Origin of the sequence: Providencia sp. PROV255 (genome assembly GCF_028478065.1) — a bacterium.
GTDB classification, from domain to species: Bacteria; Pseudomonadota; Gammaproteobacteria; order Enterobacterales; family Enterobacteriaceae; genus Providencia; species Providencia rettgeri.
Genome location: NZ_JAMPMI010000024.1, coordinates 26336 through 49800, shown reverse-complemented (window position 1 = coordinate 49800; position 23465 = coordinate 26336). Strand labels below are relative to the sequence as shown.

28 protein-coding genes are annotated in these 23465 nt (G+C 48.0%); 10 read left to right on the top strand and 18 right to left on the bottom strand.

Annotated elements, in window-relative coordinates; translation table 11 throughout:
* Window positions 1-62: 62 nt before the first annotated feature.
* Entirely contained in the window at window positions 63-1220 is a 1158-nt protein-coding gene (locus tag PR725_RS19050) for a PAAR domain-containing protein (RefSeq protein WP_272570063.1), read from the top strand.
* 410 nt (window positions 1221-1630) lie between these two features.
* On the opposite strand, the gene PR725_RS19045 is transcribed toward PR725_RS19050, so the two are convergent.
* From PR725_RS19045 to PR725_RS19020, 6 genes are all read right to left on the bottom strand, one after another.
* Window positions 1631-1918 (bottom strand): type II toxin-antitoxin system RelE/ParE family toxin, encoded by a 288-nt coding sequence (locus tag PR725_RS19045; protein ID WP_272570062.1) that lies wholly within the window; start codon window positions 1916-1918, stop codon window positions 1631-1633.
* The gene (locus PR725_RS19040) at window positions 1915-2178 is read right to left on the bottom strand and encodes a type II toxin-antitoxin system ParD family antitoxin (RefSeq protein WP_272570061.1); all 264 of its coding nucleotides are present in this window, start codon (window positions 2176-2178) and stop codon (window positions 1915-1917) included. Before PR725_RS19040 ends, PR725_RS19045 begins: the two co-directional genes overlap by 4 nt.
* Before the next feature lie 78 nt (window positions 2179-2256).
* On the bottom strand, window positions 2257-2595 hold the full coding sequence (locus PR725_RS19035) for a hypothetical protein (RefSeq protein WP_272570060.1): 339 nt from the start codon (window positions 2593-2595) through the stop codon (window positions 2257-2259).
* A gap of 121 nt (window positions 2596-2716) precedes the next feature.
* A complete protein-coding gene (locus PR725_RS19030; protein WP_272570059.1) occupies window positions 2717-2959 on the bottom strand; it encodes a hypothetical protein in 243 nt (80 codons plus the stop codon).
* 184 nt (window positions 2960-3143) lie between these two features.
* A complete protein-coding gene (locus PR725_RS19025) occupies window positions 3144-4193 on the bottom strand; it encodes a hypothetical protein (RefSeq protein ID WP_272570058.1) in 1050 nt (349 codons plus the stop codon).
* Window positions 4186-4902, bottom strand: a complete 717-nt coding sequence (locus PR725_RS19020; RefSeq protein ID WP_272570057.1) for a hypothetical protein — start codon at window positions 4900-4902, stop codon at window positions 4186-4188. The genes PR725_RS19025 and PR725_RS19020 overlap by 8 nt, the downstream gene beginning before the upstream one ends.
* 153 nt (window positions 4903-5055) lie before the next feature.
* On the opposite strand from PR725_RS19020, the gene PR725_RS19015 reads away from it, so the two are divergent.
* Window positions 5056-5796, top strand: a complete 741-nt coding sequence (locus PR725_RS19015) for a hypothetical protein (RefSeq protein WP_272570056.1) — start codon at window positions 5056-5058, stop codon at window positions 5794-5796.
* Between the two features lie 35 nt (window positions 5797-5831).
* On the opposite strand, the gene PR725_RS19010 is transcribed toward PR725_RS19015, so the two are convergent.
* From PR725_RS19010 to PR725_RS18980, 7 genes are all read right to left on the bottom strand, one after another.
* The gene (locus PR725_RS19010; RefSeq protein ID WP_272570055.1) at window positions 5832-6620 is read right to left on the bottom strand and encodes an SDR family NAD(P)-dependent oxidoreductase; all 789 of its coding nucleotides are present in this window, start codon (window positions 6618-6620) and stop codon (window positions 5832-5834) included.
* Between the two features lie 16 nt (window positions 6621-6636).
* Window positions 6637-7785, bottom strand: a complete 1149-nt coding sequence (locus PR725_RS19005; RefSeq protein WP_272570175.1) for an MFS transporter — start codon at window positions 7783-7785, stop codon at window positions 6637-6639.
* A gap of 20 nt (window positions 7786-7805) precedes the next feature.
* On the bottom strand, window positions 7806-8285 hold the full coding sequence (locus tag PR725_RS19000) for a cupin domain-containing protein (protein WP_272570054.1): 480 nt from the start codon (window positions 8283-8285) through the stop codon (window positions 7806-7808).
* 113 nt (window positions 8286-8398) lie between these two features.
* The gene (locus PR725_RS18995) at window positions 8399-8980 is read right to left on the bottom strand and encodes a TetR/AcrR family transcriptional regulator (protein ID WP_272570053.1); all 582 of its coding nucleotides are present in this window, start codon (window positions 8978-8980) and stop codon (window positions 8399-8401) included.
* Window positions 8981-9125: 145 nt separating this feature from the next.
* On the bottom strand, window positions 9126-9542 hold the full coding sequence (locus PR725_RS18990; RefSeq protein WP_272570052.1) for a hypothetical protein: 417 nt from the start codon (window positions 9540-9542) through the stop codon (window positions 9126-9128).
* A 512-nt stretch (window positions 9543-10054) separates the two neighbouring features.
* Window positions 10055-10939 carry a DNA replication terminus site-binding protein gene (locus PR725_RS18985; RefSeq protein ID WP_272570051.1) on the bottom strand — a complete coding sequence of 295 codons (885 nt, stop codon included), beginning with the start codon at window positions 10937-10939 and terminating at the stop codon, window positions 10055-10057.
* A 136-nt stretch (window positions 10940-11075) separates the two neighbouring features.
* The gene (locus PR725_RS18980; RefSeq protein WP_272570050.1) at window positions 11076-11909 is read right to left on the bottom strand and encodes a hypothetical protein; all 834 of its coding nucleotides are present in this window, start codon (window positions 11907-11909) and stop codon (window positions 11076-11078) included.
* A gap of 560 nt (window positions 11910-12469) precedes the next feature.
* On the opposite strand from PR725_RS18980, the gene PR725_RS18975 reads away from it, so the two are divergent.
* Complete coding sequence (locus PR725_RS18975; protein WP_272570049.1) at window positions 12470-13225, top strand: abortive infection family protein; 756 nt, start codon at window positions 12470-12472, stop codon at window positions 13223-13225.
* Window positions 13226-13278: 53 nt separating this feature from the next.
* Here PR725_RS18975 and PR725_RS18970 read toward each other — a convergent pair whose 3' ends face one another.
* The 4 genes from PR725_RS18970 to PR725_RS18960 form a co-directional block, all read right to left on the bottom strand.
* Window positions 13279-13545 carry a hypothetical protein gene (locus tag PR725_RS18970; RefSeq protein WP_272570048.1) on the bottom strand — a complete coding sequence of 89 codons (267 nt, stop codon included), beginning with the start codon at window positions 13543-13545 and terminating at the stop codon, window positions 13279-13281.
* Between the two features lie 8 nt (window positions 13546-13553).
* Window positions 13554-14282 carry a hypothetical protein gene (locus tag PR725_RS18965; RefSeq protein ID WP_272570047.1) on the bottom strand — a complete coding sequence of 243 codons (729 nt, stop codon included), beginning with the start codon at window positions 14280-14282 and terminating at the stop codon, window positions 13554-13556.
* Window positions 14276-14560 (bottom strand): histidine phosphatase family protein, encoded by a 285-nt coding sequence (locus PR725_RS21905; protein ID WP_442959441.1) that lies wholly within the window; start codon window positions 14558-14560, stop codon window positions 14276-14278. The genes PR725_RS18965 and PR725_RS21905 overlap by 7 nt, the downstream gene beginning before the upstream one ends.
* Window positions 14561-14622: 62 nt before the next feature.
* Entirely contained in the window at window positions 14623-17607 is a 2985-nt protein-coding gene (locus tag PR725_RS18960) for a Tn3 family transposase (protein ID WP_272570046.1), read from the bottom strand.
* Between the two features lie 159 nt (window positions 17608-17766).
* Between PR725_RS18960 and PR725_RS18955 the strand changes: the two genes are divergently transcribed.
* From PR725_RS18955 to PR725_RS18940, 4 genes are all read left to right on the top strand, one after another.
* Complete coding sequence (locus tag PR725_RS18955) at window positions 17767-18351, top strand: recombinase family protein (protein ID WP_012695450.1); 585 nt, start codon at window positions 17767-17769, stop codon at window positions 18349-18351.
* A 184-nt stretch (window positions 18352-18535) separates the two neighbouring features.
* Window positions 18536-19093, top strand: coding sequence for an OsmC family protein (locus tag PR725_RS18950; protein WP_000108589.1), 558 nt, complete (start codon window positions 18536-18538; stop codon window positions 19091-19093).
* A gap of 141 nt (window positions 19094-19234) precedes the next feature.
* On the top strand, window positions 19235-19816 hold the full coding sequence (locus PR725_RS18945; RefSeq protein ID WP_000210409.1) for a TetR/AcrR family transcriptional regulator: 582 nt from the start codon (window positions 19235-19237) through the stop codon (window positions 19814-19816).
* 4 nt (window positions 19817-19820) lie between these two features.
* On the top strand, window positions 19821-20159 hold the full coding sequence (locus PR725_RS18940; protein ID WP_000888080.1) for a carboxymuconolactone decarboxylase family protein: 339 nt from the start codon (window positions 19821-19823) through the stop codon (window positions 20157-20159).
* Between the two features lie 29 nt (window positions 20160-20188).
* Here the strand turns inward: PR725_RS18940 and PR725_RS18935 are convergent, their stop codons facing one another.
* Window positions 20189-20518, bottom strand: a complete 330-nt coding sequence (locus PR725_RS18935; RefSeq protein WP_002431133.1) for a thioredoxin family protein — start codon at window positions 20516-20518, stop codon at window positions 20189-20191.
* A gap of 213 nt (window positions 20519-20731) precedes the next feature.
* Here PR725_RS18935 and PR725_RS18930 point away from each other — a divergent pair, with 213 nt between their 5' ends.
* From PR725_RS18930 to PR725_RS18920, 3 genes are all read left to right on the top strand, one after another.
* On the top strand, window positions 20732-21838 hold the full coding sequence (locus PR725_RS18930; protein ID WP_272570045.1) for an alkene reductase: 1107 nt from the start codon (window positions 20732-20734) through the stop codon (window positions 21836-21838).
* Between the two features lie 65 nt (window positions 21839-21903).
* Window positions 21904-22605 carry a DsbA family oxidoreductase gene (locus PR725_RS18925; RefSeq protein ID WP_272570044.1) on the top strand — a complete coding sequence of 234 codons (702 nt, stop codon included), beginning with the start codon at window positions 21904-21906 and terminating at the stop codon, window positions 22603-22605.
* Window positions 22606-22670: 65 nt separating this feature from the next.
* A complete protein-coding gene (locus tag PR725_RS18920; RefSeq protein WP_004729618.1) occupies window positions 22671-23444 on the top strand; it encodes an SDR family NAD(P)-dependent oxidoreductase in 774 nt (257 codons plus the stop codon).
* Window positions 23445-23465 lie beyond the last annotated feature (21 nt).

The following is a 23465-nucleotide window of genomic DNA, read 5'->3' as shown; positions in this document are numbered from 1 at the left end:
ATTAATATATTATTTTCATTAATTAATTATTCATAGCTATCATAGTTCACATTGGAGGTGTTATGTCTGGAGTAAGACCCATTATCATGGGTAAAGCAATGGCGTTAAATGGAGATAAGACCACTACTGGAGCAACCTGCATCGCAACTATTCAAACGGTTACTTGTTTCAATAAACAAGCCTTAAGAGTGGGTGATCCGACGACAAACTGCCCTAAATGCGGCCAACCAGGCACTGTAATTTCTGGACAGCAAGGTTTTTTAAATCACGGAAAACTCCAGGCAGTGCATGACTCACTTGTACAATGTGGTTGCCCAGCAGGCACTAATAAAGTTATCGCTCATAGTGGAGCAGAACAAGCGCAACCAAGCCGTTTTGCAACACAAGCCCCAACACCTTTAACACCTTCCCAGGGATCCAGTTTTGCTAGCCCTGCCAATCCTGTAACGCCACCCCCTCTAATTGGTGAGTGCAGAATTTCAGATAATTTGCTATATGATGGTGTGTTTGTTTGGACGGAAACATTTGGTTCAGGTCACTCGTTTGTAACAGTTCACAAGAACGGTCATGTGTCACTATATTCATATGGTCGCTACGGTATGCCTGGACCATTAACTTTGACGGGTGATGGTATACTGCTATATATGACAGGTGAAGACGCTCGAAAATATATCAGAGATGAGTTATACATTACGAATGCAAGGGTTTTTAAAATAACGGATGCAGACACAGATAAAACAGAAACGTATTTTAATAACCTTTGGAAATCTGGCAGCATCCCTAACCTCCCTGAAAAAGCTGGTGAGTTGACTCGAAGAAACGGCAGGTCCATAGATGTTTATGATGTCTCCGGCAATAATTGCACAACTCATACTGTAAAAGGGTTAAAACAATCTGGTACACGGATATTCGAAGACAGTTATACACCAATGAGAACGCAGTATCCGGTCGAACGAGAAGAGGCGTTTACTGTACCTGTCTCATTCCAGAATTATTTGGATGGCAAGAAACATAATTTTCAGAAGCTTGATGTCATTGAAGTAACAAGTGATTTCCATGAACAGTATCCAAATATCGACAATCTGACGCCATCAGATAAAGGGACTATGATTCAATTCTTTGAATTTGCCACATCGTCAGCAGAAATAGGTGGGGAAGCAACGGGTTTTGATGGTGGCGAAATGGGTGGGGGTGTCTTAGGTAGCACTTATGATAAATAAAACTTTTTTTAGATGGTTTTTGACTGTTCTGTTGATTTTGTTATTTTATTTAGGTTTGGGCATTTTTGACTTCGGGTTTAGTTCAAGCTTTACATACAACTATACAGTGATAGGTAATGATGATCCAATTACCGTTTGGCGCGCTTTCGTAGAGAGTTTGCGAATGTATCACGACACTACAATGTCTTATGTTATTTTTAGCACACCTATTTTGCTAATATTGTTATTTTTCATTCATAAAAAGATAAGATAGCAACTGTCATGACAAAATTGGTGAGGTCACCCTCACTGGTTTTGTTCGACTATATTGAACCGTTTAAACAGGTGCGGTCATGGTAGGCGGTGGCCTTTTCACTCGCAGTCTTCCCTATTTTCTACAAAAATAAAAGCCATTGTTCCGCTGTGTATCATTAACTGAAATGCGCAGGAATGTCTCTAGAGCCGTGGAGTATGCGCTCTATGCGTACTTCAGATTCCAGTACGCGGAAAAATAACAGGTATCGGCCATAAACACAGCTTCTCAAACCGGGTAAAATTTCTGGGCGTTCCGCATAGAGGGTCGGAGACTCTGCAATAAGAAGGCATTTTTGATATAGCTCTTCGATAAAACTCAGGGCCCTAACGGGATTATCCTTTGCTATCCAGTCACCGATCGATTCTAAATCTTGTTCTGCCAGCGGTGATATACCCAATTTCATTTGCTGCCGTTATCCTCAGCCAATGTGGCATACTTACTGGCTAACCGACCAAATACCGAGTTCGCATCTTTACTTTCACCACTATTAATACCATCAACGATTGCCGTTTGAAGTGCGGCAAGTTTTGATTGATTTTCCTGCTCTTCTAATACGCGAAGTCCTGCACGGATTACTTCACTGGTATTATTGTATCGCCCACTCTTAATCTGACTTTGGATAAATTCCTCAAAGTAAGGGCTTAAAGCTACGCTCGTTGACATGGTTAAAACCCCCATTCATTACCAACTATTATTAACTAATAGTATAAACCAGTTCTTATTTTTATCAATATCAGACAATCAACAATACCGTTCACCTGCATTATAACGGCGGATAAGCTCTGGCAATGACGTTTCCAGGCCATAATAGGCGACTGTATGCGCACTGGCGGTCTGGCGCATAACACCGTTTTCAATAGCCACGAATTCTCTGATACGTGCAAAAATAGCTTTTTCGCCTTCGTTAACTTCAACGAGGATGCCGGGTTCGATCAGCACACGACGTGTCTTTCCCGTTTTACGACTCGTTGAACAATGCTCGCCTTTAACTGTCCTGGCATTCCCTGGCATAAATTGGCCGCCTTTGTAATGCTCGCCATTTACGCCAATTTCCCCACCCTTTTTCGCTTGACCTTTCATGGACCTCTCCGCATTAAAGAAAAGCCGGGGGTTAGCCCGGCCAAGGTTCAACTCATAGGTCTCAGAGCCAACCACGAGCACTCGTAACAAAAACACCTTTTTTATTCATATGCCAGGACGGTTAAATAAATCGAAACCCGTCGTTGTAGCGCTCGATTAACCCATCAAGCTTGTCGGACAACCCGCACATACCGATAGCCACTTCGCTGGCATTGATTTTCATCACACCGTCGTCATCGACAGCGACTACGGCGCGCACCCGATCGAAGATAGATTCTTTTCCGGACTCCACCAGCTCATACCGGCCTGGTTCAATCAGAAGTCGCCGTAAATCCCGGCTTTTTCGTTGCAGTGTTTGAGACATGAGTTGTTCCTGTTCGTAGTGGCTCCCTTAGTGTGGCATAGCCCATTCAGGGAACGAAATGAAGTGAGTTTTCATGCTGATTCAGGTTTTCAGACGCATAATCCCCCTCACGAAATAACAGTTTTCAAAATGATGTCGTGATTTTGAGGTAAAAAGGTCGCCAGTTAGCGACCGTGTTGCCCCGTCAGTCTGTGATCACAAAGGTTGGCACTTCAGCCCCGATCGTCACGCGTCGCAGGTAAGTTTCTATCGCGGGCTTATCCAAGACCCCAACACGACGTAATTCAGCGGCCATGCCTGACAGTAGCGTGACGTTGTCACTCATAAAGCGGTTCATGATAGTGACCTGTTCAGCATGAAGGGCATTAAAGGCGGCGATGTTATGGCGCAGGGATTCGTCTTGACCATCATCGCGCATCAATACACTGCCGAATCCGTTCTGGAGGTACCGGTCTGCTTGCTCCCGCCAGGTTCGCATATCTTCCAGTGCCCCTTCATATTGCTTACCATAAACGGCCAATTCCGCTGCGGAGCCTCCAAGCGCCAACAACATACGCCAATAAATCTGATCGCGCGTTGCCCGGCCATCGAGCATCACGTTGCTTTCCATATAACCCAGGCGAAGTTCATTTCCGCGCGCTTCACGCGTAAGCGCTACCCGCATGAATTCGGGGTGTGTATTCTGAAGGGCATACACCAACGCATGACCGCATTCATGGATTGCCGTGAGTTTCAATGAGGCTTCCGATCGGCGAACAGGGGCAGACATGCGCCCAGACTCGATACTCAGCGTTTGTACCTTGGATTTTCTTATGATTAACCGGTACAGGAAGACGGCAAGATAAACACTGACCACGGCACTAATCCCCGTTTCTGGGTCACGCATGGCCCCGTCAATAACGCCGTTTGTCACATCTTGGATTTGCACTAAAAATCGGCAGGCCAGCTGAAAAACAATCACCAGTAACACGACATCGCGGACGAGCCTACCGAGGTAGCCGAGATAGTCGAATGTTGTCGTGCGCATAAAACCGCTAACCACTGACCAGATAACGGCCAGAGGTACCGCTAAATCCAGCAGGTTAACGATTATTTTTGTTGCGCCTGTCGCGGTATCGGGCGCAGCCCATCCAGAGAGCGCCCAGAGAAAGAGGCCTGCCATTGCGATGAAGGAAAGGTGCTCACGAACAAAGGCGGTCAACCGAACCCAACGCGGAGCCTGATGGTTATCCATTATTTTCCTCCCAGAGATGGATTGGGCCATTGGTTTGGCGATCCTGTAGCGGCCGGGTCAATACCGCAGGGTTTGTCTCGTTGAGATACCGGCCAATTTCAATCTCCGCCTTTACACCGCGAATGATGATACCGGCCAGGTGCAGCGCCTCGGGCAGATCGTAAACCGTCGGTTCGTCAATGGGTTCATCACATTGCTCTCGTCCTGCCGTGATGCATAAAGGAATTATCAGGTCGCTATCCTTTGAATGAAAATCGCAGCTGAGCATGTGGCTATCTTCATGGCGGTAAGGCCAAACATGCGCCGTCAGCGCCTGTCCTTTGGCCTGCTCACGGACATAGGCCACTATCTTTCCTGCAATGCCATGAAGGCCGGTATCAGTGAAGGTGAACCCAGAGGGAACCAGCTCGCTTTTTTTAGGGGACTCCAGCGCGTCTCGGGCATCGCTTTCGAGTTGGTATTGATCCAGCATCTCGGCAACGGCCTCGAAATTCAGGACATCGCTCAGAGCCTTGTTGAGGTCACCATTATGGATCTGACTGCATTTCAGGTGATTTTCGGCCACCTTCACCAGCATATCAGCGGCCTGGTCGAGCAAGGTCACTGCCTGCCGCATCAAGGATGTCGTTGCGGCGTTCTCAGCTTCGGGTAACACGCCTGCTTGTTGCAGCGTTTTTTTCAGGTGGTTAATCACATTTTCGTAGTACATGGAGCTATGCCTATGAGTGGTAAGAGGTTCCTCATGGTAGTGGCCTGGCGGGGTATCGCGAACCTTTAAGGTCCACGTTTTGTTGCCCTTTTCGGTACTGCGATTTTCACGTCAATGTTATGGTTTTGAAAATTCACAATGAGGACTGTTTTGATGAAGAAAATCACGCTGGCTATGCTGGTGGGCTTGATCTGCTCAACGTCGGCGCAAGCCAGTTACACGATCCTTGAAGAGGCTGACACTCAAGCCTATGAAGCCCCCAACTATGATGACGGTCTCTATGGTTCTAACGCGCAGGATAACCTGCCACCGTTGCCGAAGGCTGAAGAAAAGCCCGAGCCAGAGCCCGAGCCAATCCATTCTGTTGATGTGAGTGAATTCAGCGTGGCGGGGATCCGCCTGGGGATGGATTTGGATACAGCGCTTGAAGCGGCCAAGCAGCACGCCGAGCAACGCAACATCAGCGGAGTTCGCACGCAAAACCGCGCGGGCACAGTGGCTTCATTAGCCTGGGGAAATGCGAATGAAGAAGTTATCGTGCAATTCATTGATGACACGGAAGCCGCGTCAGACAAAAGCCTCGTGAAGGCGATTCGTTACACCTTCAACAACCCGGACGGTCTGGTTGCAGGCGCGATCGAAAAATACGGCGAACCCAGCACCAACACTAAGGGTAAGTTTATCTGGTGTGCCGCGAAAAGTGATGTAAAGAGTGAGTGCGATATGCGCGCGGCGTGGATGCAGATTGATACCTACACGGTCAGCAGCATTGGCATTCTGGATGCAGTTGATCCTGTGCTGACAAAACGGCTTAAGCCACTGTCTGTAGAAAAGGATGGAGCAACGGACGCAGAAGAGAAAGAAACACAAGCAGTGCTTTCTCCTGGCCTATAAAAAAACAACCAGCCAAACGGCTGGTTGAGTAACTTTTAAAGGCAAGAGCCCCCAGACGTATCAATGACCTGCCCTGTGATCCAACGACTTCGTTCCGATGCCAAAAATGACACCACATCGGCAATATCATTTGGTCTACCCACGCGAGAAAACACAGAGAATTCGGACGCCATCTTTTGAGCCTGTGCCTCGTGTAGCCAAGCGCTGTTCATGTCAGTATCAACAACGCCTGGCGCAACAGCATTCACGGTAATACCACGAGCACCCAATTCGCTTGCCAGCGATAACGTGAGCGTATTTATCGCGCCCTTAGATGCCGCATAAATAGCTCTTTGGGGATCGGCTACTCGTGTTAACACCGTCGATACGTTGATAATTCGGCCCGCTGCATTTATGTGTGGTATTGCTGCTTTCAGTAAGAAAACGGGTGCTTCAACGTTGATAGACATGACCGCAGCATAAATATCAGGCTCAGTTTCAGTGATTGAGCCAGAAGGTGCGATACCAGCACAGTTAACCAAAATATCAATCCCTTGATATCCCTTTTCCTGAATGCGACCGAAAAATTTTTCCCAAAGCAGGATGGCTTCCTGCCCTGCATTGTGAGAAAAATCTGCTGTGAAAATATCAGCTTCTACACCGAGCTGGTGGATCTCTCGAATAACAGATTGAGCAGCAACCTGGTCTTTCCCGCAATGGATGCCCACGTAGGCCACGCCCATTTTAGCCAGTGTCAGTGCAATCTCACGGCCGATACCTCTTGAGCCCCCCGTTACTAAAGCCACTTTCCCAGATAATTCATTTTCAACGTTGTGCATTACCATTAAAATCTCCGCTTACTCAGTTAACCCGAAACAGACTCGGTTTTTTACTTCCAAACGTCACGGTCTGTACCGCGACGGCCAGAATTGCCAGTACCGTTAATCCCGCACCCGTCCAAGTTGCGACGACCGGATCTTGACCAAACACATTCATCGAAAATGCACTAAACATGGTACCTAACGTTACCCCCATCGTAATAACCGCAGTGTGGACAGTTGTGACCAGATAGCCCGTGCCACCAGCTTGGGTCACCCTGGTGATCAGCGCAGGATTCATTGAAATACCGATCAGCCCAACAAGCAGCACCATCACGAGGGTGACGGCTTTTATTTCACTGAACATGGACAGCGTAATCAGCGCCACGAGCAACAAGCCATGCCCCAGGCGTAAAACACCGACAGGATGAGCATCAGCGAACCGACCAACGATAAGGTTACCGATCACGGTACAGATGCCGTAACCCAGCAAAATGAGCGTTGTTACGTCTGAGCTAAAACCAGCGTTATCTTGCAGTAAAGGCGTGAAGAAAGAGAAAGAACCGTAAGCCGCCCCGATCGTTAAAAAACTCACGAGGTAGCGAGACCACAACTTAGGTGATTTTAGGTTTTGTAGGTCTTCAACGGATTCGCTCTCAGTCGCCTTTGTCAGGTCCGGCAAGCCTACTTTGGCTAATAGACTGACAAGGAGAGCAGCGACGCCTAACAGGTAAAAACAGCTTTGCCAGTCCCACTGTGTGGCGATGAAATGGCTAAGCGGTAGGCCAATGACCGTCCCCACCATCATACCGCTAAGGACAATGGAGACACTTCGGCCAATTTTGTCAGGTGATGGCGCGATCCTGGCCGCAAAGGTTAAGGCAAGGCCAAACGTGGCACCGGACAGGCACCCCGTGAGTATGCGAGCCAATGCAAGCCACCAATAGGCATGCACAACCGGTGCGATAATTTCGATGATGGCATAAGCCGCAATGATGCCTGTCAATACTGACCGTGGTGAGCTACGCCTTAAAACAAAAGCGATAATCGGGCCACCAATCGCCATGCCTAATGCGTAAATGGAAACTAATAAACCGACCTGGCCGGTTGTCGCATTGAGATCATCAGCAATGTTCGGTAGCATGCCAGCGGTTTGTAGTTCGCTCATCGTGACGACTAAAATTGTCGTCATTAATATATAGAGATGTCGGTTCAAATTTTTTCCTCTTGGTATGATCCATATTTTGCCCCGATAAGACGGGCAACCTCTTGATTAGTGCTGGAGACCTCAGGGATTGGTCTACCTGCAATTGCTGTGAGACCCACTTCTAAAAAGAATCTTTCGAAGCCTCCCGGCGTAAAAATGAGTAACTGTTTTGCAAAATCTTTGGTGTTGTTTCTGAAGCCGTGCATCATGCCTCTTGGCACAAAGATTAGGCTTCCGGCTTGTGCGACAAAAGTGTCATCTCCAGCGGAGATATCCAGTTGCCCGTGTGTGACATAAAAAATTTCATCCTCGTTAAGGTGGTTATGACGTGGAGGGCCACCGCCAGGTGGGATGGTTGCCTCTAAAATAGAGAGTTGCCCTTGAGCGGCACAGGGACCGATCAAGACCGAGTACAGATCTCCATTCATCCAAACGGACTCACCGTTACCAGAAGAAATATGAAATGCCTTTACTGACGAGTGCATGGTTATCAACTCCATTGTTTATCGATTGGTAAAGAACTATGCAAAAGAAACTTCATCCAATTGTTTACTGAACAGTACACAATAAGGCGAATAAATACGGTTTACGTATAGGGTTAGATTTTTTCGACGATACCTTCAGCCGCCTGGAGTAGATAGTCACGATCTGGCATTGCAATGCCCATAATTCGTAACCCGTAGTACCCGGACAGAAAAGCTTTGGCGCGCATGGTGATATCCGTGGAGGGTGAGAACTCGCCCTTCTCTACACCTTCAGCAATAACGTTTTCAATCATTGCAGCCAGGCGTAACAGATAGTGCTGGTTGATGGATTGGATTTCCGGATCTTTAAAATTACGCTCAAGTACAGAATGTAATGCGAGACAACCTCTTGGGTTATCCTGGTCGAGGTCGATGGAAATACCCCACTGGAGCATATCCATAAGGCGCTCTTTTGCCGGTTTGTCGGCGGAGAGAATTTCTCTTTGATAGTGAATGCCGATCTCTTGATAATGGCTCAACGCCTTTTGATACAAACCTTGCTTGTTACCAAAGGCATGATACAAGCTGCCACGGCCAAGACCAGTCACCTCACATAACGTCTGGGTGCCACTCGCTTCATAGCCGTTGTTCCAGAAGACATTCATTGCGGACTCAATGACAGCTTGGTCATCGTACTCCTTTGGCCTACCACTCATATCGATCCACCTCTTTAGCAATTGTGGACAGTTAATCAGTTCTTTACTAATCAGTCAATAACTATATTTTATCGGTCAGTACAGAATGCGAAGAGTATTCAAGGACAGGAATATTGCCGGGTACTCTCCGGCAAGGCGTGAGGGGTTAGTTTGTCGTTACCGTAATTTGACCAACGCCAAAAATACGTTTTCGACCAACACCAAAGACAAATGCTTTTTCAAAATCAGCTACAGATGACACGATACCATTTGCAAGGAATGAACAGGCAGGGATATGGATCCGATGCCCTTTTTGCGTTGGCTGGCCTGCCTTTTTAACGACAAGACTATCCATTTTGTTTACCCCGACATGGTGGGGAGTTAAACCAGCGCGACCCAGGCGGTATTTAACGAATTCCGGCAATTCCCCAGACGGGGGACAGACCTCACGCTTGCGGCCATGTAAAACTTCGCGTCGAACCGCAGCGATCGTCCCTGTGATAGTGACTTCCTGCCCTTCTGAAAAATACACACTTCTCTGCACCTCACCCGGCACGCCAACGGCTTGTGCTGTGCGCAACAAGACATGGGTATCATTGCCAGTGCCGGGTTGAATGGAAAACGAATACGGGAATTTTGCCTTGCACTGTTCCTGAATGAAATAATCCAAATGCTGATGTATTCCGTACACATCACTTGAGGGGATCCTCAAGCGCAGCGTGCTCTCATAATATTTCATGCATTTTCTCGCCTGAAACCGTAGGTCGTATTACCTATGGTTTTCTCATGGTAATACGTTGCTTTCAGTTGACGAAATCAGTGAGGAAGAAACGGAAAAAGAAGGTTTTCGAACTGCTATGGTCGCTCCGGCCAACGGCCGCAGAAGTCGTATATGCCGAGCTCAATGAGCTTCAAGGTCATTGAGGATGGTGTAAAAAAAACAGGTCTCTGTTTGTTGCTCTGCTCAATGTTGATGATAGCAGGCTCCGGCCAGAAACCGGCATGCTCTTCATCGGTAAAGCCTGACTGATCTTGCCTGAGCCAGGCGTCGTAGTCCTTGTTGTATATTTTGTAGTAATTCATATGCGGTATGAATTAACTCCCAATTAGCATTTCGATGGTTTCACCGTGGAAGGTTCCGATCACCTCGGTCGCCAGCCGGTCTTTACTGCGCAAGATGTCACGCGGTGCATAATTTTGTAGCGGCTTAATTTCAAGGCGCTGATTTTGAATGATGATATACGGCATCAATGCTGTGACGCCTTTTATCGTCGGCGGTTCACCTTCTTCTTCCGATCTGAACTGGATGTTCGCAACGGGTTGTATTTTTGCTGGGCGACGCAGGCGTAATTTGTCCTCTGGCGTATTGGCAATACGCTGCACCAGGCTCCCCACCGGCAGGGCAACGTCGCTATTATCCACGATATCCGACTGCATACTGGCAAGTAACTTGGCTTTATCTGGGATGCGAAGCAAAGACTTTCGCTGCCAGGAAAAGCGCACAGACTGAATGTCGGCGTTATGCCAGGCTCGAATTTGACGATACAGATGTAAGGTCATTACGCCTGGGCACGCATTGTGCAATGCAGTAAAGCGCGCATTTTGCGAACTGAAGTGGCTGATGATGTGTGTTTGAATAGACTGCTTGGCGTCGTTGATAGCCGTCACCAGCGCCATCACTTCAGCAGTGAACGCAGGGGTTTCATCATCATACCAAAGCAAACCGGCAGTGCGGCGAGTCGATTTTTGAGACAAACCGTCTTTAATGTACAGATCAGAAAAGCATTTCTGAGTATGCTCAATAGCTTGAGCACCATACAGCAATATAGGTTCAATGCTCTCGACAGGTAGATTTTCATCGCCATCAGCGACAGGCGGAACAACACAAACGCGAGCATATAGCGGGGATTTTTCCGCCAGTACGCGCTTGAGCAACGCCAGATTGTCTTCCATTTGACGGAAGGTTTCTGCGATGTTCATCGTAATTAATCCCCGAAAAAGGGTAGCTTGCCAATCCCCCCACCGAGGTAGGGGCTGTATATTCATACATACTTTATACAATTTTCACACACAAAGGCAAGTTGTGGTTATTTTGTTTACTCGTTTGAATGGGTAACTAACCGAGAAAGGTTTCAGATCTTTCCGCTCTATTCATCAACCAGGCATGGGCATCTTTGACGGTAACTGGCCGTGAAGGGCTGCGCATCAGTTCACAGAATGCAGGGTGCAAATTCAGGCCTGAGGCCAATCGCATTAAACCATCAATCTCGCCAGAGGTCAGAGGACGTTCAAGTATGAGCGCTGTCTTTTTAACGGTGACGACTCGTCGCAGGTAATGAAACATAACCGCCAAAGAAATAGGCAGAACGATAAAGGGGTATCCTTCTTTAAAGGTGTTGCTGGCATTGAACAGAAGCAATATCGACAACACCGCAAACAGGAGGCAACCCACACAGAGCCATTTTAACACTGCGTCCGAATATTTGATGATTACGATCCGCAGGAACTGGCTATCACTGAACGGGGTTTCAGGGGGGAGTGAATACGTTGAACTGATCACCGAACGGAGCGCATCATCAAACTCCCCTATTGAGATTTTACCGGCCTGCTTATCGTACCAGGCATCGAACTCCTTTCTCACGCCACAGTTATCGACAATCTCAGTGTAAATGGAGTCATACGGCCAATCTACTTTCTGAGCCAGATAGGCATCAGGCCCACCGGCTTTATCTAATATGTGAACCTTGATAGCGTAGCGGAAAATGCCAAAGAAGAACATAGCCAACAACTGGATGACAGCGGCTATGATGACACGGTCAAGACTATTCTCTGCATTAAGGTTTTTCACAAACCAGGCAATACTGAATACCTGAAGCATTACCGCGATGGCTAAGATCGACCACGTACATTTGCCCATAAAAGAAATGCACTTATCTATATTCAATTTCATCGACATTCTTTAATTATGAATTATCACATTTGGACGTAATGATATCTCAAATATGGAGAGAGACACGAATAAAAGGAAACAAAACGAGGCGCTTTATTGTTGAGGCAGGCGACTATTATTCCGTAACATCTCTCCGATGCTTTCGTATTGAATTACCTCAGCGGGTATAAATACCCATAATCTAAACCAACATACGATATGGTTTCATTAAAGCACCGCTGCCACCCTGGAGACCTTTTTTACCTCTTTTATGGCTTATCCCCCGTGCCTGCCTCCCTCTTATTTTTTCTCTTTTTCTCTCTCTTTATCTCTTCTTTTCTCGTCGTGGCTCAACAGGAATAACGTGCGGATTTCAAATAATAGCGCGGAACCCAGGCGGGCTTTCATATTATCGCGGGACGGCGGGAATAGAGCTCGGACTGGGGTTTGCCCCAAGCGAAGCGCCGGGGCATAGGGTTATACCCCTTATTGTATGTTGGTTTAGAATGTATCTTGCATGAAAAATTTATTTATAAGTTTGAGTATGCTTTAATGACAAAATTTATTATCAGGAAATGGACATGCCAAAGGAAATAGAGTTCGATAGAAAAGATGAGATTCAATTTGCCAAAGCAATGATGGATATGAATCCCGGTCAGGTTGAAGAGCTTCTTGTTAACTGTGATAGAGAAGACTTATTGGAAAGTGGGCGTATTATAAACGATTTCTCATGGAAAAATGATAGCCTCCAAGGAAACTGTAATTTTATTATGGGAGAGATTTTGTGTGCTGATAATCTTCCCTACATTTGGGAAGCTGGCAATATAGAGTACACAATCCGAAAAAGCGCCCCCAATCTGTATGACCGGGTTGAAAGTTTCTTATCTGATGATGACGATGAAACTGTTGAAGAAATCCCAATCCCTAACTTACAAAGTTCGAGTCAAAAAGTTTTTGCTGCTTTACGTGAAGCTGAAAAAGCAATCCAAGCAGGTTCCCCTGAAAATTGCGTTGACCGGTTTCATACAGCTTTTCACGGCCACTTAAAAGAAATGTGTGACGAGCAAGGTTTAAATTGTAATAGCAAGGATCCAAGGGTTGATGAATTGTTCAAGTGTTTACTAGAAAACTACAAACAAAAAAACAATCTCACTAATGATGATAATGCTTACAAATTACTGAGGTCATTTTCTCAATTTTTCGTACAATTTAATAACGTTCGAAATCACTCAACTTTATCCCATCCCGGTGGAAAATTACTGGATTCAGCTGATGCATTGTTGTTTGTTAATTTTTCGAAAACGATACTGACGTATATTATTGAGAAGTTTAAATAGAATAAAAATGCCGCATGATTAGTGCGGCATTTTGCTCGTGGATTTTTTTCTTCTTAGTAGGTGCTTATTGCATAGCTAATTTGTGATATGTAAATTAGTAGAGCGAATTTCCGAGGCTTCCAGAACCCCTTCTCCTCCTGAAAGGACTGTTGCTCTACAACCCTAACTATCGCATGGTAGGGAACAAAATGCTGCGCTTGTCTATCTTTTAATCTTAGAATCCCATTAGAGTAACCGACCAATACAAAACCAGCCACTTTCCTGTTGAAGAATGAAACTCCAACTTCATGCCCAACATATCTTTCGAGTAAGTCGTTCATTAAATGCTTTACCTTGTTGATTGGATTAGCAGAAGGATTCCATACAAAGAAATCACGCCAAAGATAAAGTTTCGCAACCATCCATCGCTGACATATGGTGTAATGAACCGATAGGACAGGTAATATATTGGCGCAGCGAGAACTGAGAAACCAACATGGCTAAAATCAACACCCTTTATGATATAGTACCCAAGTTGAATCATCTCCAGTGTCAAATACCCACCTGCTATAAATCTTCTTGCATCCCCACCTTTTTGGTATTTTGCAGATCCAGTTAATGATAGTAAAGAGCCACCTAAACTTGAGATCGCATGGATAACCCCAATACCTAAGCTTGCTTTCGTTGAGTTATCACGCACAAAACCAAGAAAACGTTCTCTAATATTCTTATTAAAACCAACCAATCCTGTTGTTAAAAGGATTGAGCCAGCAAGTAACTTACTGAAGCCTATCCCCAAGTAATGATTTAATACAACAAGGGAAACCATGTAGAGAACAGCCATTACAATATAAGAATCTACATCGTTTCTGGTATAGCTTTCCCTTTGATTGATTACCTGAAATGTATTTATCAGCATTGAGCCAGGCAAACAAATTGTAAGTGCGTACTCAAAAGCAAAGCCACACAGTACAAGCGTTGGCAATCCGATCATTATCAACCCAACACCTATGATTGATTGACATACCGAGCAGAAAAGCACCGTAGATACTATAACTAAATCATGAATTGCTAACATTTGGAATTAACCTTACTAAGCAACCAGCCACTTTCACTATCTTGGTATTGAGTTATTGAACAATTATCAATGACACAACAAACGGAATCTGTTCCACAATAAATACGAAATATAGTTTTGATTACTCCCCCATGAGTGAAGATCATTACTTTTTTATGCTTCGATAACACATCCAAGAGCGTGATTTTTAGATGTTTTTTGAACTCCAGATACTCTGTACTGGCTACGGAGTCAGACGAAGGGTAAAAACTTTTAGGAAAATTAAGCTGGCTCCTCACATGGAATGACGCCTCTTGAAATCCTTCGAGGGGTCCGCTTGGAAAACGGAAAATATCCTACGCTAAGCTTGTTTTTTGTACAGGCCACTATCCACTGAGCGTAATGAGCGGTATTTACCCTGTCCTAGCTTGAGATTTGTTCGCCAGACGTAATCCCCACTCAGATTTATGTGCTCCCATCCCAACGGGGACAGATGAGCAATAAGCTGTTCATTTACCGGAATCCCTTTTCTCTTCAGAGCATCAATGGCTCTTTCTATATATATCGTATTCCACAGTGAAATCGCCGCAGTCAGCAATGTCAGCCCACTGGCCCGGTAGCTCTGGTTTTCCAGTCCCCGGTCTCTGATTTCCCCCAGTCGGTGCATAAAGACTGCTCGCGCAAGGGCATTGCGGGCCTCACCTTTATTCAACCCTGCCTGTACTCGTCGACGTAGGGAAGGATCCCGGAACCAGTCCAGCATAAACAATGACCTTTCGATGCGGCCAATCTCCCTCAGAGCCTTTGCCAGACCATTCTGTTTCGGATAGCTGGCCAGCTTTTTCATCATCAGTGATGCTGTTACCGTTCCCTGCTTTATAGAACTTGCCAGACGCAGTACCTCACGCCAGTGGGTTTCAATTTCCTTAAGATTCAGGCTGGTTGAGGAGATGATTGACTGAAGCCCCGGATACAAGTCCGCTTTTCCATGAATAAACAGCCGTTTGTCATGAAGGTCCCTGATCCTTGGCGCAAAAGCGAATCCGAGCAGATGCATTAGCGCGAATACATGCTCAGTGAAGCCTGCGGTATCGGTGTAATGCTCTGTAATATCCAGATCGGTTTCGTGGTACAGCAGACCATCAAGAACATGTGTTGAGTCCCGCACGCGGCTGATGACTTTGGTGTAAAACGGGCTGTATTGGTCCGAAATATGCGTATAAATCTGCACGCCTGGCTCCTGACCGTATTTCAGATTGACCTGACCCGCATAACGCCCATGATTCCCTACCCGAAAGTTCTGTCCGTCAGACGATGACGTTGTTCCATCGCCCCAGAATGCCGCCAGAGGTCGTTTTTTCTGGGCATTGACCAACTCGGCCAGTGCGGCTGAATAAGTTTCATTTCTGATGTACCAGGCCTGAATGCCCTCAAGTGACGATTTTGTCGTTCCCGGGCAGGATTCGGCCATTTTTGTCAGCCCAAGGTTGATGCCATCGGCCAGGATGGTGGTCAGTAACAACTTTCTGTCTTTAGGTCTGACGTGATTATTTTTGAGGTGGGTGAAATGGCGGGTAAAACCCGTCCAGCCATCCACTTCATCCAGTATTTCAGTAATTTTAGGGTGAGGCAGCATGCCATAAACCAGATCACCAAAGGGGGATGCTGCTGAAGGGACACTGTTATCTAGCGGGGTAATTTTGACGCCTTTATCCGAGATATCAACATCGGGCAAATCACCGGCCAGCGCCATTGCATTCACTTCCTCCAGGCGCGATGCCAGAAGCGTCATACGGTTCTCGATGTATTCATGGCAATCGGTTGGAATAGCGAGAGGTAACTGGTTATCCCGGAGTGATTTTTCAAAATCGCCAGACGGGATCAAATAATCATCGAAATTCCTGTAGCGACGAGATCCTTTCACCCAGATGTCACCTGAACGTAAAGCTCCCTTCAGCTCATTCAGCACGCAAAATTCGTAATATTTTCGGTCAATGCCGTTGGACGTGATCACAACCTTTCTCCAGCTTTCCGGGATGAACCCGGTTGGCGCGGAAGACGGTACTTTTCGGAGTTGCTTTCGATACATCTCTCTGACGGTATCCAGCGCATCACTAAGCTTCATTGCGGCGGGGGCTGCCCTGAACTGCAACGCGGACAGCATCCGGGGGACGTATTTACGCAGCGTGCTGTATTTTTCTGTGATCAGATGCAATGGGTCGAAGTTGTCCTTACGTGACAGGAACCGCGTCTCTTCCACGCTATTGATGAATTCCTGCCAGGGAAGGACGTCTTCTATTGCAGCCCAGGGATCTTCGCCAGATTCTCTGGCGTTAAGTAATGCCTGCCCGACGGTAGCATATTGCTTCAGCTTACTCTGAATCAGCTTTCCCGTTTGCTGGAGTCGTTCGGCCTGCGTGCGTTTTGCCCTGCTGAACAGACTGCCCAGAATACGCTCGTGCAGATCAATAACTTCGTCAGTCAGGGTGGCCCTGGCTTCTGATATGACACAAACCAGCGAGGCATAACGGCGAACATCCGTAAATTTTGCCAGATCCCGGCTACTCATTTTCCTGCCTTCGCGTGCGAGTTTCAGGAGCCGGTTCTGATGAACGGAAAGCGCAATACCGTCAGGCAGTGCCAGCGACTCTATCGCATTTAACCGATCGATATGTTGCAGGACATTTTTGCCGTTTATTTTCCCCGGAGGCTGAAGCAGCCAGGCCAGTCGTGAAGGTTGTTCCCCCTCAGATACCAGCAGACGGTCCAGTGCCGTTTTTTGTCCCGGTTCAAGCTGAGCGGTCAGCGCAGAAAAAACCGCCCTGTCGGCAAGCGTTGTTGCTTCAGCCAGGGTTCGTTCGATCACCTCAACAGAGGGGAAAATAACCTTATTATTGTGGAGCCAGGAGAGCATTTCCTCCGCGAGTAAAAAACCTCTGTCTGTCCGCATGGCGTGGGGATAAAGGTGGCGAATACAGGTTTTTTGTTGCGCCCGGCTAAAGGGGGATAATTCCAGGTAGCGGTAGAGTTCAGCCAGATGCTCCCAGCGGGTGACCTCTCTTGAGGCGTACTCAGCCCACAAATCAGGCTGAAGTTTCAAATGAGCGGCCAGGCGGGAGACAACACCGTCGTGAGGTGAAATACTTTTGTCCGGAGGAAACCCTGGTCCTCGCAAATAACAGAGTAAAACTGCAAAGCCCAGACGGTTAGTTGGCCTGCGGTGTTTATTAATGAGCGCGAGGTCATGTTCACTCAGAAAGCACATGCGCGTCAGAAATACGTCATCATCCGGCACAATCAACAAGCGTTCTTTTTCTTCACTACTGAGTATTTGTCTCCGTGGCATAAATGCTTCCTCTGCATATAGTTGATTTGAGTTATCACTTCACACTGACCGAAACTGGTCGGTTTCGTACACCACTTACAGCACATGTCCGAAACTTAGTGAAATTAATTTCGGACACACGTTATAATTCGGACATCCATTTCGTACGGAAAGTTTCCCATGTCACGTGTTTTTGCCTACTGCAGGGTCTCAACTCTGGAACAGACCACAGAAAACCAGCGTCGTGAAATTGAAGCGGCGGGTTTTGCCATCAGATCCCAACGACTTATTGAGGAGCATATCAGTGGCTCGGTTGCTGCCAGCGAACGCCCCGGATTTATCCGGTTGCTAGATCGCATGGAAAATGGGGATGTACTGATTGTCACCAAACTTGACCGTCTGGGTCGTAATGCGATGGATATCCGAAAAACAGTAGAGCAACTGGCGGCTTTAGATATTCGCGTTCATTGTCTCGCACTCGGAGGCGTTGACTTGACCAGTCCGGCCGGAAAAATGACTATGCAGGTAATTTCTGCTGTAGCGGAGTTTGAGCGGGATTTGCTGCTTGAGCGAACGTATTCAGGTATTGCGAGGGCAAAAGCGGCTGGAAAACGCTTCGGTCGCCCCCCCATCCTGAGCGAGGAACAAAAGCAAACAGTGACAGAGCGCCTAAATGCTGGCATCAGTATCAGTGCTATTGCCCGGGAATTTAATACCACCCGCCAGACTATCCTTCGGGTAAAGGCTGGATTGCTGCAAGAGTGAGCGGCTGGGAAGATTATAAAAAAATCAAATGGTTATTATGAAATAAAACAGCCTGCTGGGTTCTTTTCCCCCTATTTTTTATAAAAGAGTAGACAGAAGAGGTTCGCGATATTAATCTACCAACTAGATGGTTGATAATGATTACACCAGCTATACCTTTTATCAAGAAATTACAGGAGCCATTATGTCTACTACCGTTAAACCTTCTGCAGACGCAGCTGCGATCCACAATACCCGTGAAGCAGTTCGCAGCCAGCCTGGCCTGGGTAACCTGACTTTCCAGATGAAAGCCCGTTCCAGCGGCGGATTAACCGTTCGCACAGAGACCGGCGCCACAATCCAGAACGGCGTTATCGATACCAGCCGTGTGGGGAAATTTTCTAATATCGGTGATGAACCCGCAGGTTTACTCGGCACCGATACCGGCATGAGCCCGACTGAATACATCATGCAGGCGCTGGCTGGCTGTTATACCGCCACCCTTACCATGATGGCTGCTGAAAAAGGGATCGACCTGGACGGTATCGAGCTGGATCTTAATTTCGATATCAACCTCAACGGCTTCCTTGGGCTGGACAGCAACGTGCGTAAAGGTGCGAAATCTATTCGCGTCGATGTTCACCTTACGAGCAAGACCGCTAGTCGCGAGGAGTTAGAAGCGCTGGTCAGCGAAATGCAAAAGAATTCGCCAATCCACGATACTCTGGCTAATCCGGTTGAAATGATTACACGCCTGGCGTGATGTCAGAGATGTAATGCTGCCATTCAGAATGCAGGATGGCAGTGACGTTCAGTTCTGCACGATACTGAGTCAGTGATACAACTTGCTACGGAAAAATAGCAACAATATAATCTATCAACTAGTAGATTATATGGAGTAATTATGACAACCATGACACGGGAACGGCTGCTCAGCGAAGCAGAACACCTGATGCGCGAAAAAGGGTATTCAGCATTCAGCTATGCTGATTTATCAAAAATAGTGGGTATCACCAAGGCCAGTATTCATCACCATTTCCCGACCAAAGATATTCTGGGTGAGCAGGTGGTAATACAGGCGTTCTCTGATACACAACGCGTATTTGAGCAGATAGAGGCGACTGAGAAAAGCGCGGAGAGAAGAATTGCGGCTTACATCGATATCTTCGCGCAAAGCCATAAAGCTTCGCTACTGCCACTGTGTTGTGCGTTGTCAGCAGAGACCGCCAATCTGCCTCAGGCAATTACTGTACAGACATCACTTTATTTCGATATGCAAATCGAGTGGCTCACAAAAGTCGTCAGGGCGGGCATGGAGTCAGGTGAGTTTTCATCCCATGCCGAACCATCAGATATTGCTTTGATGATCATTAATGTCTGTGAAGGCTCAAGCGTAGTGGCGCATGCAACGGCCAGGCCCGAAGTCTTCGCCAACAGCCTTAAGTATATAAAACTGCTTCTTAATACCCCTCATTCAGGAGAATGACACTATGCTGGACTGGAACAACTATCGCTCAGAGTTAATGCAACGTTTAGGCGAGTTGGGCAAACTGACCCCCGAGACCATGAAAGGCGTGGTTGCCCTGGGCAACGCAGGTAACAAAACTGACCTTTTGGGCGCAAAAGTGCGTGAACTCATTGCCCTGGCGTGCGCAGTCACAACCCGCTGCGACGGCTGTATTGCTTTTCACGCCGACGCAGCTGTGAAAGCCGGTGCAACCGACGCTGAAATTGCTGAAGCGCTGGGCGTGGCGATTAACCTCAACGCTGGCGCGGCGGTCATTTATTCAGCCCGCACTCTGGATGCCGTCGGTCAGGCACGCGGTTAAGCATTAATAAATTCCACGTTAAAAGGGCATTACTGCCCTTTTTTTATGTCCGCAATAGCCTGAGCATATACCGATGCAGGTTTCACACCCGGTATGCGTTTAACTAATTGCCCTTCATGAAATATCAGCACAGACGGCAGCCCCCAGATCTCGTATTTGGTTGTCAGCACCGGCGCCTGATCTACATTGACTTTCCCCACCTGAATATCTCTATCGAGCCGGTCTGCAAACTGACTGAACATTTCTTCGCTGGCCTGACAGGGCGGACACCAGGGTGCAGAGAAACGTACCACCGATATTCCTTTGTACTGCTCTATCTGGCGGAAATTATCTTCGTTATAAGCTGTTAATGTACGCATGGTGATGACCTCGCAAAATGAGTGACAATTCAGAAATGGCTGCGTTATGACAAAAAAATACGACACACCCATTGACCTACCTACTAGATGGTTGGTATATTGCCACCCATCAGATGTTTATGCAACTCCAGTGCGCGACGTCCAGTCGATGATACTGCCGGGCTGTGCAAATCCCTGCCGGGATACTCCTTTTTGTTTTTTGTGAGGTATACGATGAGTAAGCTTTTCACCCCCTACAATCTGTCTGGCCTGGCGTTAAAAAACCGTGTAGTCATGGCACCGATGACCCGCACCCGCACCATGAATGACGTGCCGGATGAGGTCGTGGCTTTGTACTATGCACAGCGTGCTTCTGCTGGCCTGCTCATCACCGAAGGGATGCCGGTTTCAGAAGAAGGCCGGGGTTACCTTTATACCCCTGGTATCTACAACGACGAACACGTCCAGGGCTGGCGTAAGGTGACACAAGCGGTTCACGCCAAAGGTGGCCGTATTTTCGCGCAGCTCTGGCACGTCGGCCGTATGTCTCACGTCTCTCTTCAGCCAGGCCACATAGCGCCGGTTTCAGCGGGCACCGTTCAGGCGGTCAATACCACCGTTTTTGCGCTGACCGAATCCGGAGAACCTGGCCCGGTTGTACCAAGCCAGCCACGCGCGCTGGAAACGCATGAAGTTAAACGCATCACTGCAGACTTCGTGCACTCCGCACGCCTGGCGATGGAAGCCGGCTTTGACGGCGTGGAAATCATGGCGGCAAACGGATTCATCTTTGACCAGTTCCTCAGTAGCGAACTGAACACCCGCACCGACGAATACGGCGGCTCGGTGGAAAATCGTCAGCGTTTCCTGCTGGAGACCATTGACGCCGTGGCGGAAGCCGTGGGTAACAGCCACGTTGCCGTGCGCCTGTCACCGTTCGGCCGCATTTATGACCTCGCGCCGTATGAAGGTGAAGAGCAAACCTGGTCAGCCATCACCGACGCGCTCGGTCAGCGGGAACTGGCCTACGTACACCTTTACTATCAGCCGGTGTACACCAAAGCGCCACTTCCGGAAGGCTTCCGCCGCCGTTTTCGCAACACGTTTAAAGGCACCATCATCGCTGCCGGCGGTTTTACCCGTGATATCGCAGAGCAGGCTCTGGAAGATGATGAGCTGGATCTGGTGGCATTTGGTGTGCCCTACATCGCTAACCCGGATCTGGTTGAAAGAATGCAAAACGGCTGGCCACTGGCAGAAAGTAACCGCGCCACCTACTACGGCGTCAGTGGTTCCCCGGAAAAAGGCTATACCGATTACCCGGTCTGGCAGGCGCAATAAATCCCATACGGTCGCGGTTCTCTGATAAGTGAGATCCGACCGCCCAACGTCTTTGAGGAATCATTATGCAAACGCTGAAACCCACCCTTACCATCGATATCTGGTCAGATTTGGTCTGCCCGTGGTGCTGGATTGCTAAAAAAAGATTTGAACAGGGTCTGAATCGCTTTGAATTTCGCGACCAGGTGGTGATCCGCCATCACAGCTACCGTCTGGCCGGTGGTACTCCCGCGATGCCTTTTAAGGATGCCATCGTTAAAAAGCTGGGCAGTCAGCATTCAGCGGAGCTGATGATGAATCAGGTGGGCACCGCCGGTAAATCTGAAGGTCTGATCTACAACTTCGACGGCATGATGTTTGGTGATACAGAAGATGCACACACCCTGCTGGTTGCCGCGCGTAAGGCCGGAATTGCGGACGCGGTGGAAGAACGTTTTTATCATGGCAGTATCACCGAAGGTCGCTCTCTCTTTGACCGTCAGCAGCTCGTTGCCATGGCCATAGAAGCCGGTATGCCGAAAGCTGACGCTGAAGCCGCCCTGGAAAATGACGATTTTCGCGCCACCGTTTCCGACGATGAAGCCCACGCACAGTCTATTGGCCTCAGCGGCGTTCCGGTTTTTGTGATGAACGAAAAATATGCCATCAGCGGGGCTCAGGCAGCAGATAACTTTTTGAATGCCCTGCGTCAGGTCTGGGATGAACAGCAAACCGAATTTTCAGCCACTGCGGGTCAGACCTGCGGAACGGATGGCTGCAGTATTTAATCCGTCAACCGCCGGCAGTTTCACGCTGCCGGCAACGTCTTACCCACCAGTAATGGAGTCAGAAAATGAACACTTTTTTCAAAGGTAAAAAACTGCTCGTCGTCGGCGGTACCAGCGGCATGGGCCTGGCCGTGGCACGCATGGTACTGGAAGCGGGCGGCAGTGTCGTGCTGACCGGGAATAAAAAAGACAAAGCCGAAGCGGTGCAAAAAGAACTGAGCCCTCTGGGACCGGTTGCGGTCATCGCGGCGAACCTGATGACCGAAGAAGGTATGGAAACTATCCGTCAGGAAATTAATGCTCACCATCGCGATATCAGCCTGATGGTGAATGCCGCCGGTATCTTCATGCCCAAAGGATTTACCGAGCACAGCTTTGCCGATTATGACATGTATCTTTCGCTGAACCGAGCCACGTTCTTTATTACACAGGATGTCGTGAAGAACATGCTCGCCGCGAAGCTCGAAGGGTCTATCGTCAACGTCGGTTCAATTGGTGCTCAGGCTGCACTGGGTGACTCGCCGGCCTCGGCCTATTCAATGGCAAAAGCGGGTCTGCATGCCCTGACGCGTAATCTGGCGATTGAGCTGGCCAGCGCGGGTATTCGTGTCAACGCGGTGTCTCCCGGGATTGTTCATACGCCGATATACGAAGGCTTCATGGACAAAGCGGATATCGCAGATGCTATGAAGTCGCTGAACGATTTCCACCCGCTGGGACGCGTCGGAACTGCCGAAGATGTGGCAAACACTATTCTCTTCCTGTTGTCTGACAAAACCTCATGGGTGACGGGCGCTATCTGGGATGTCGATGCGGGCATCATGGCGGTCAGACGATAACCCCGTGACGCTGGCATAAGC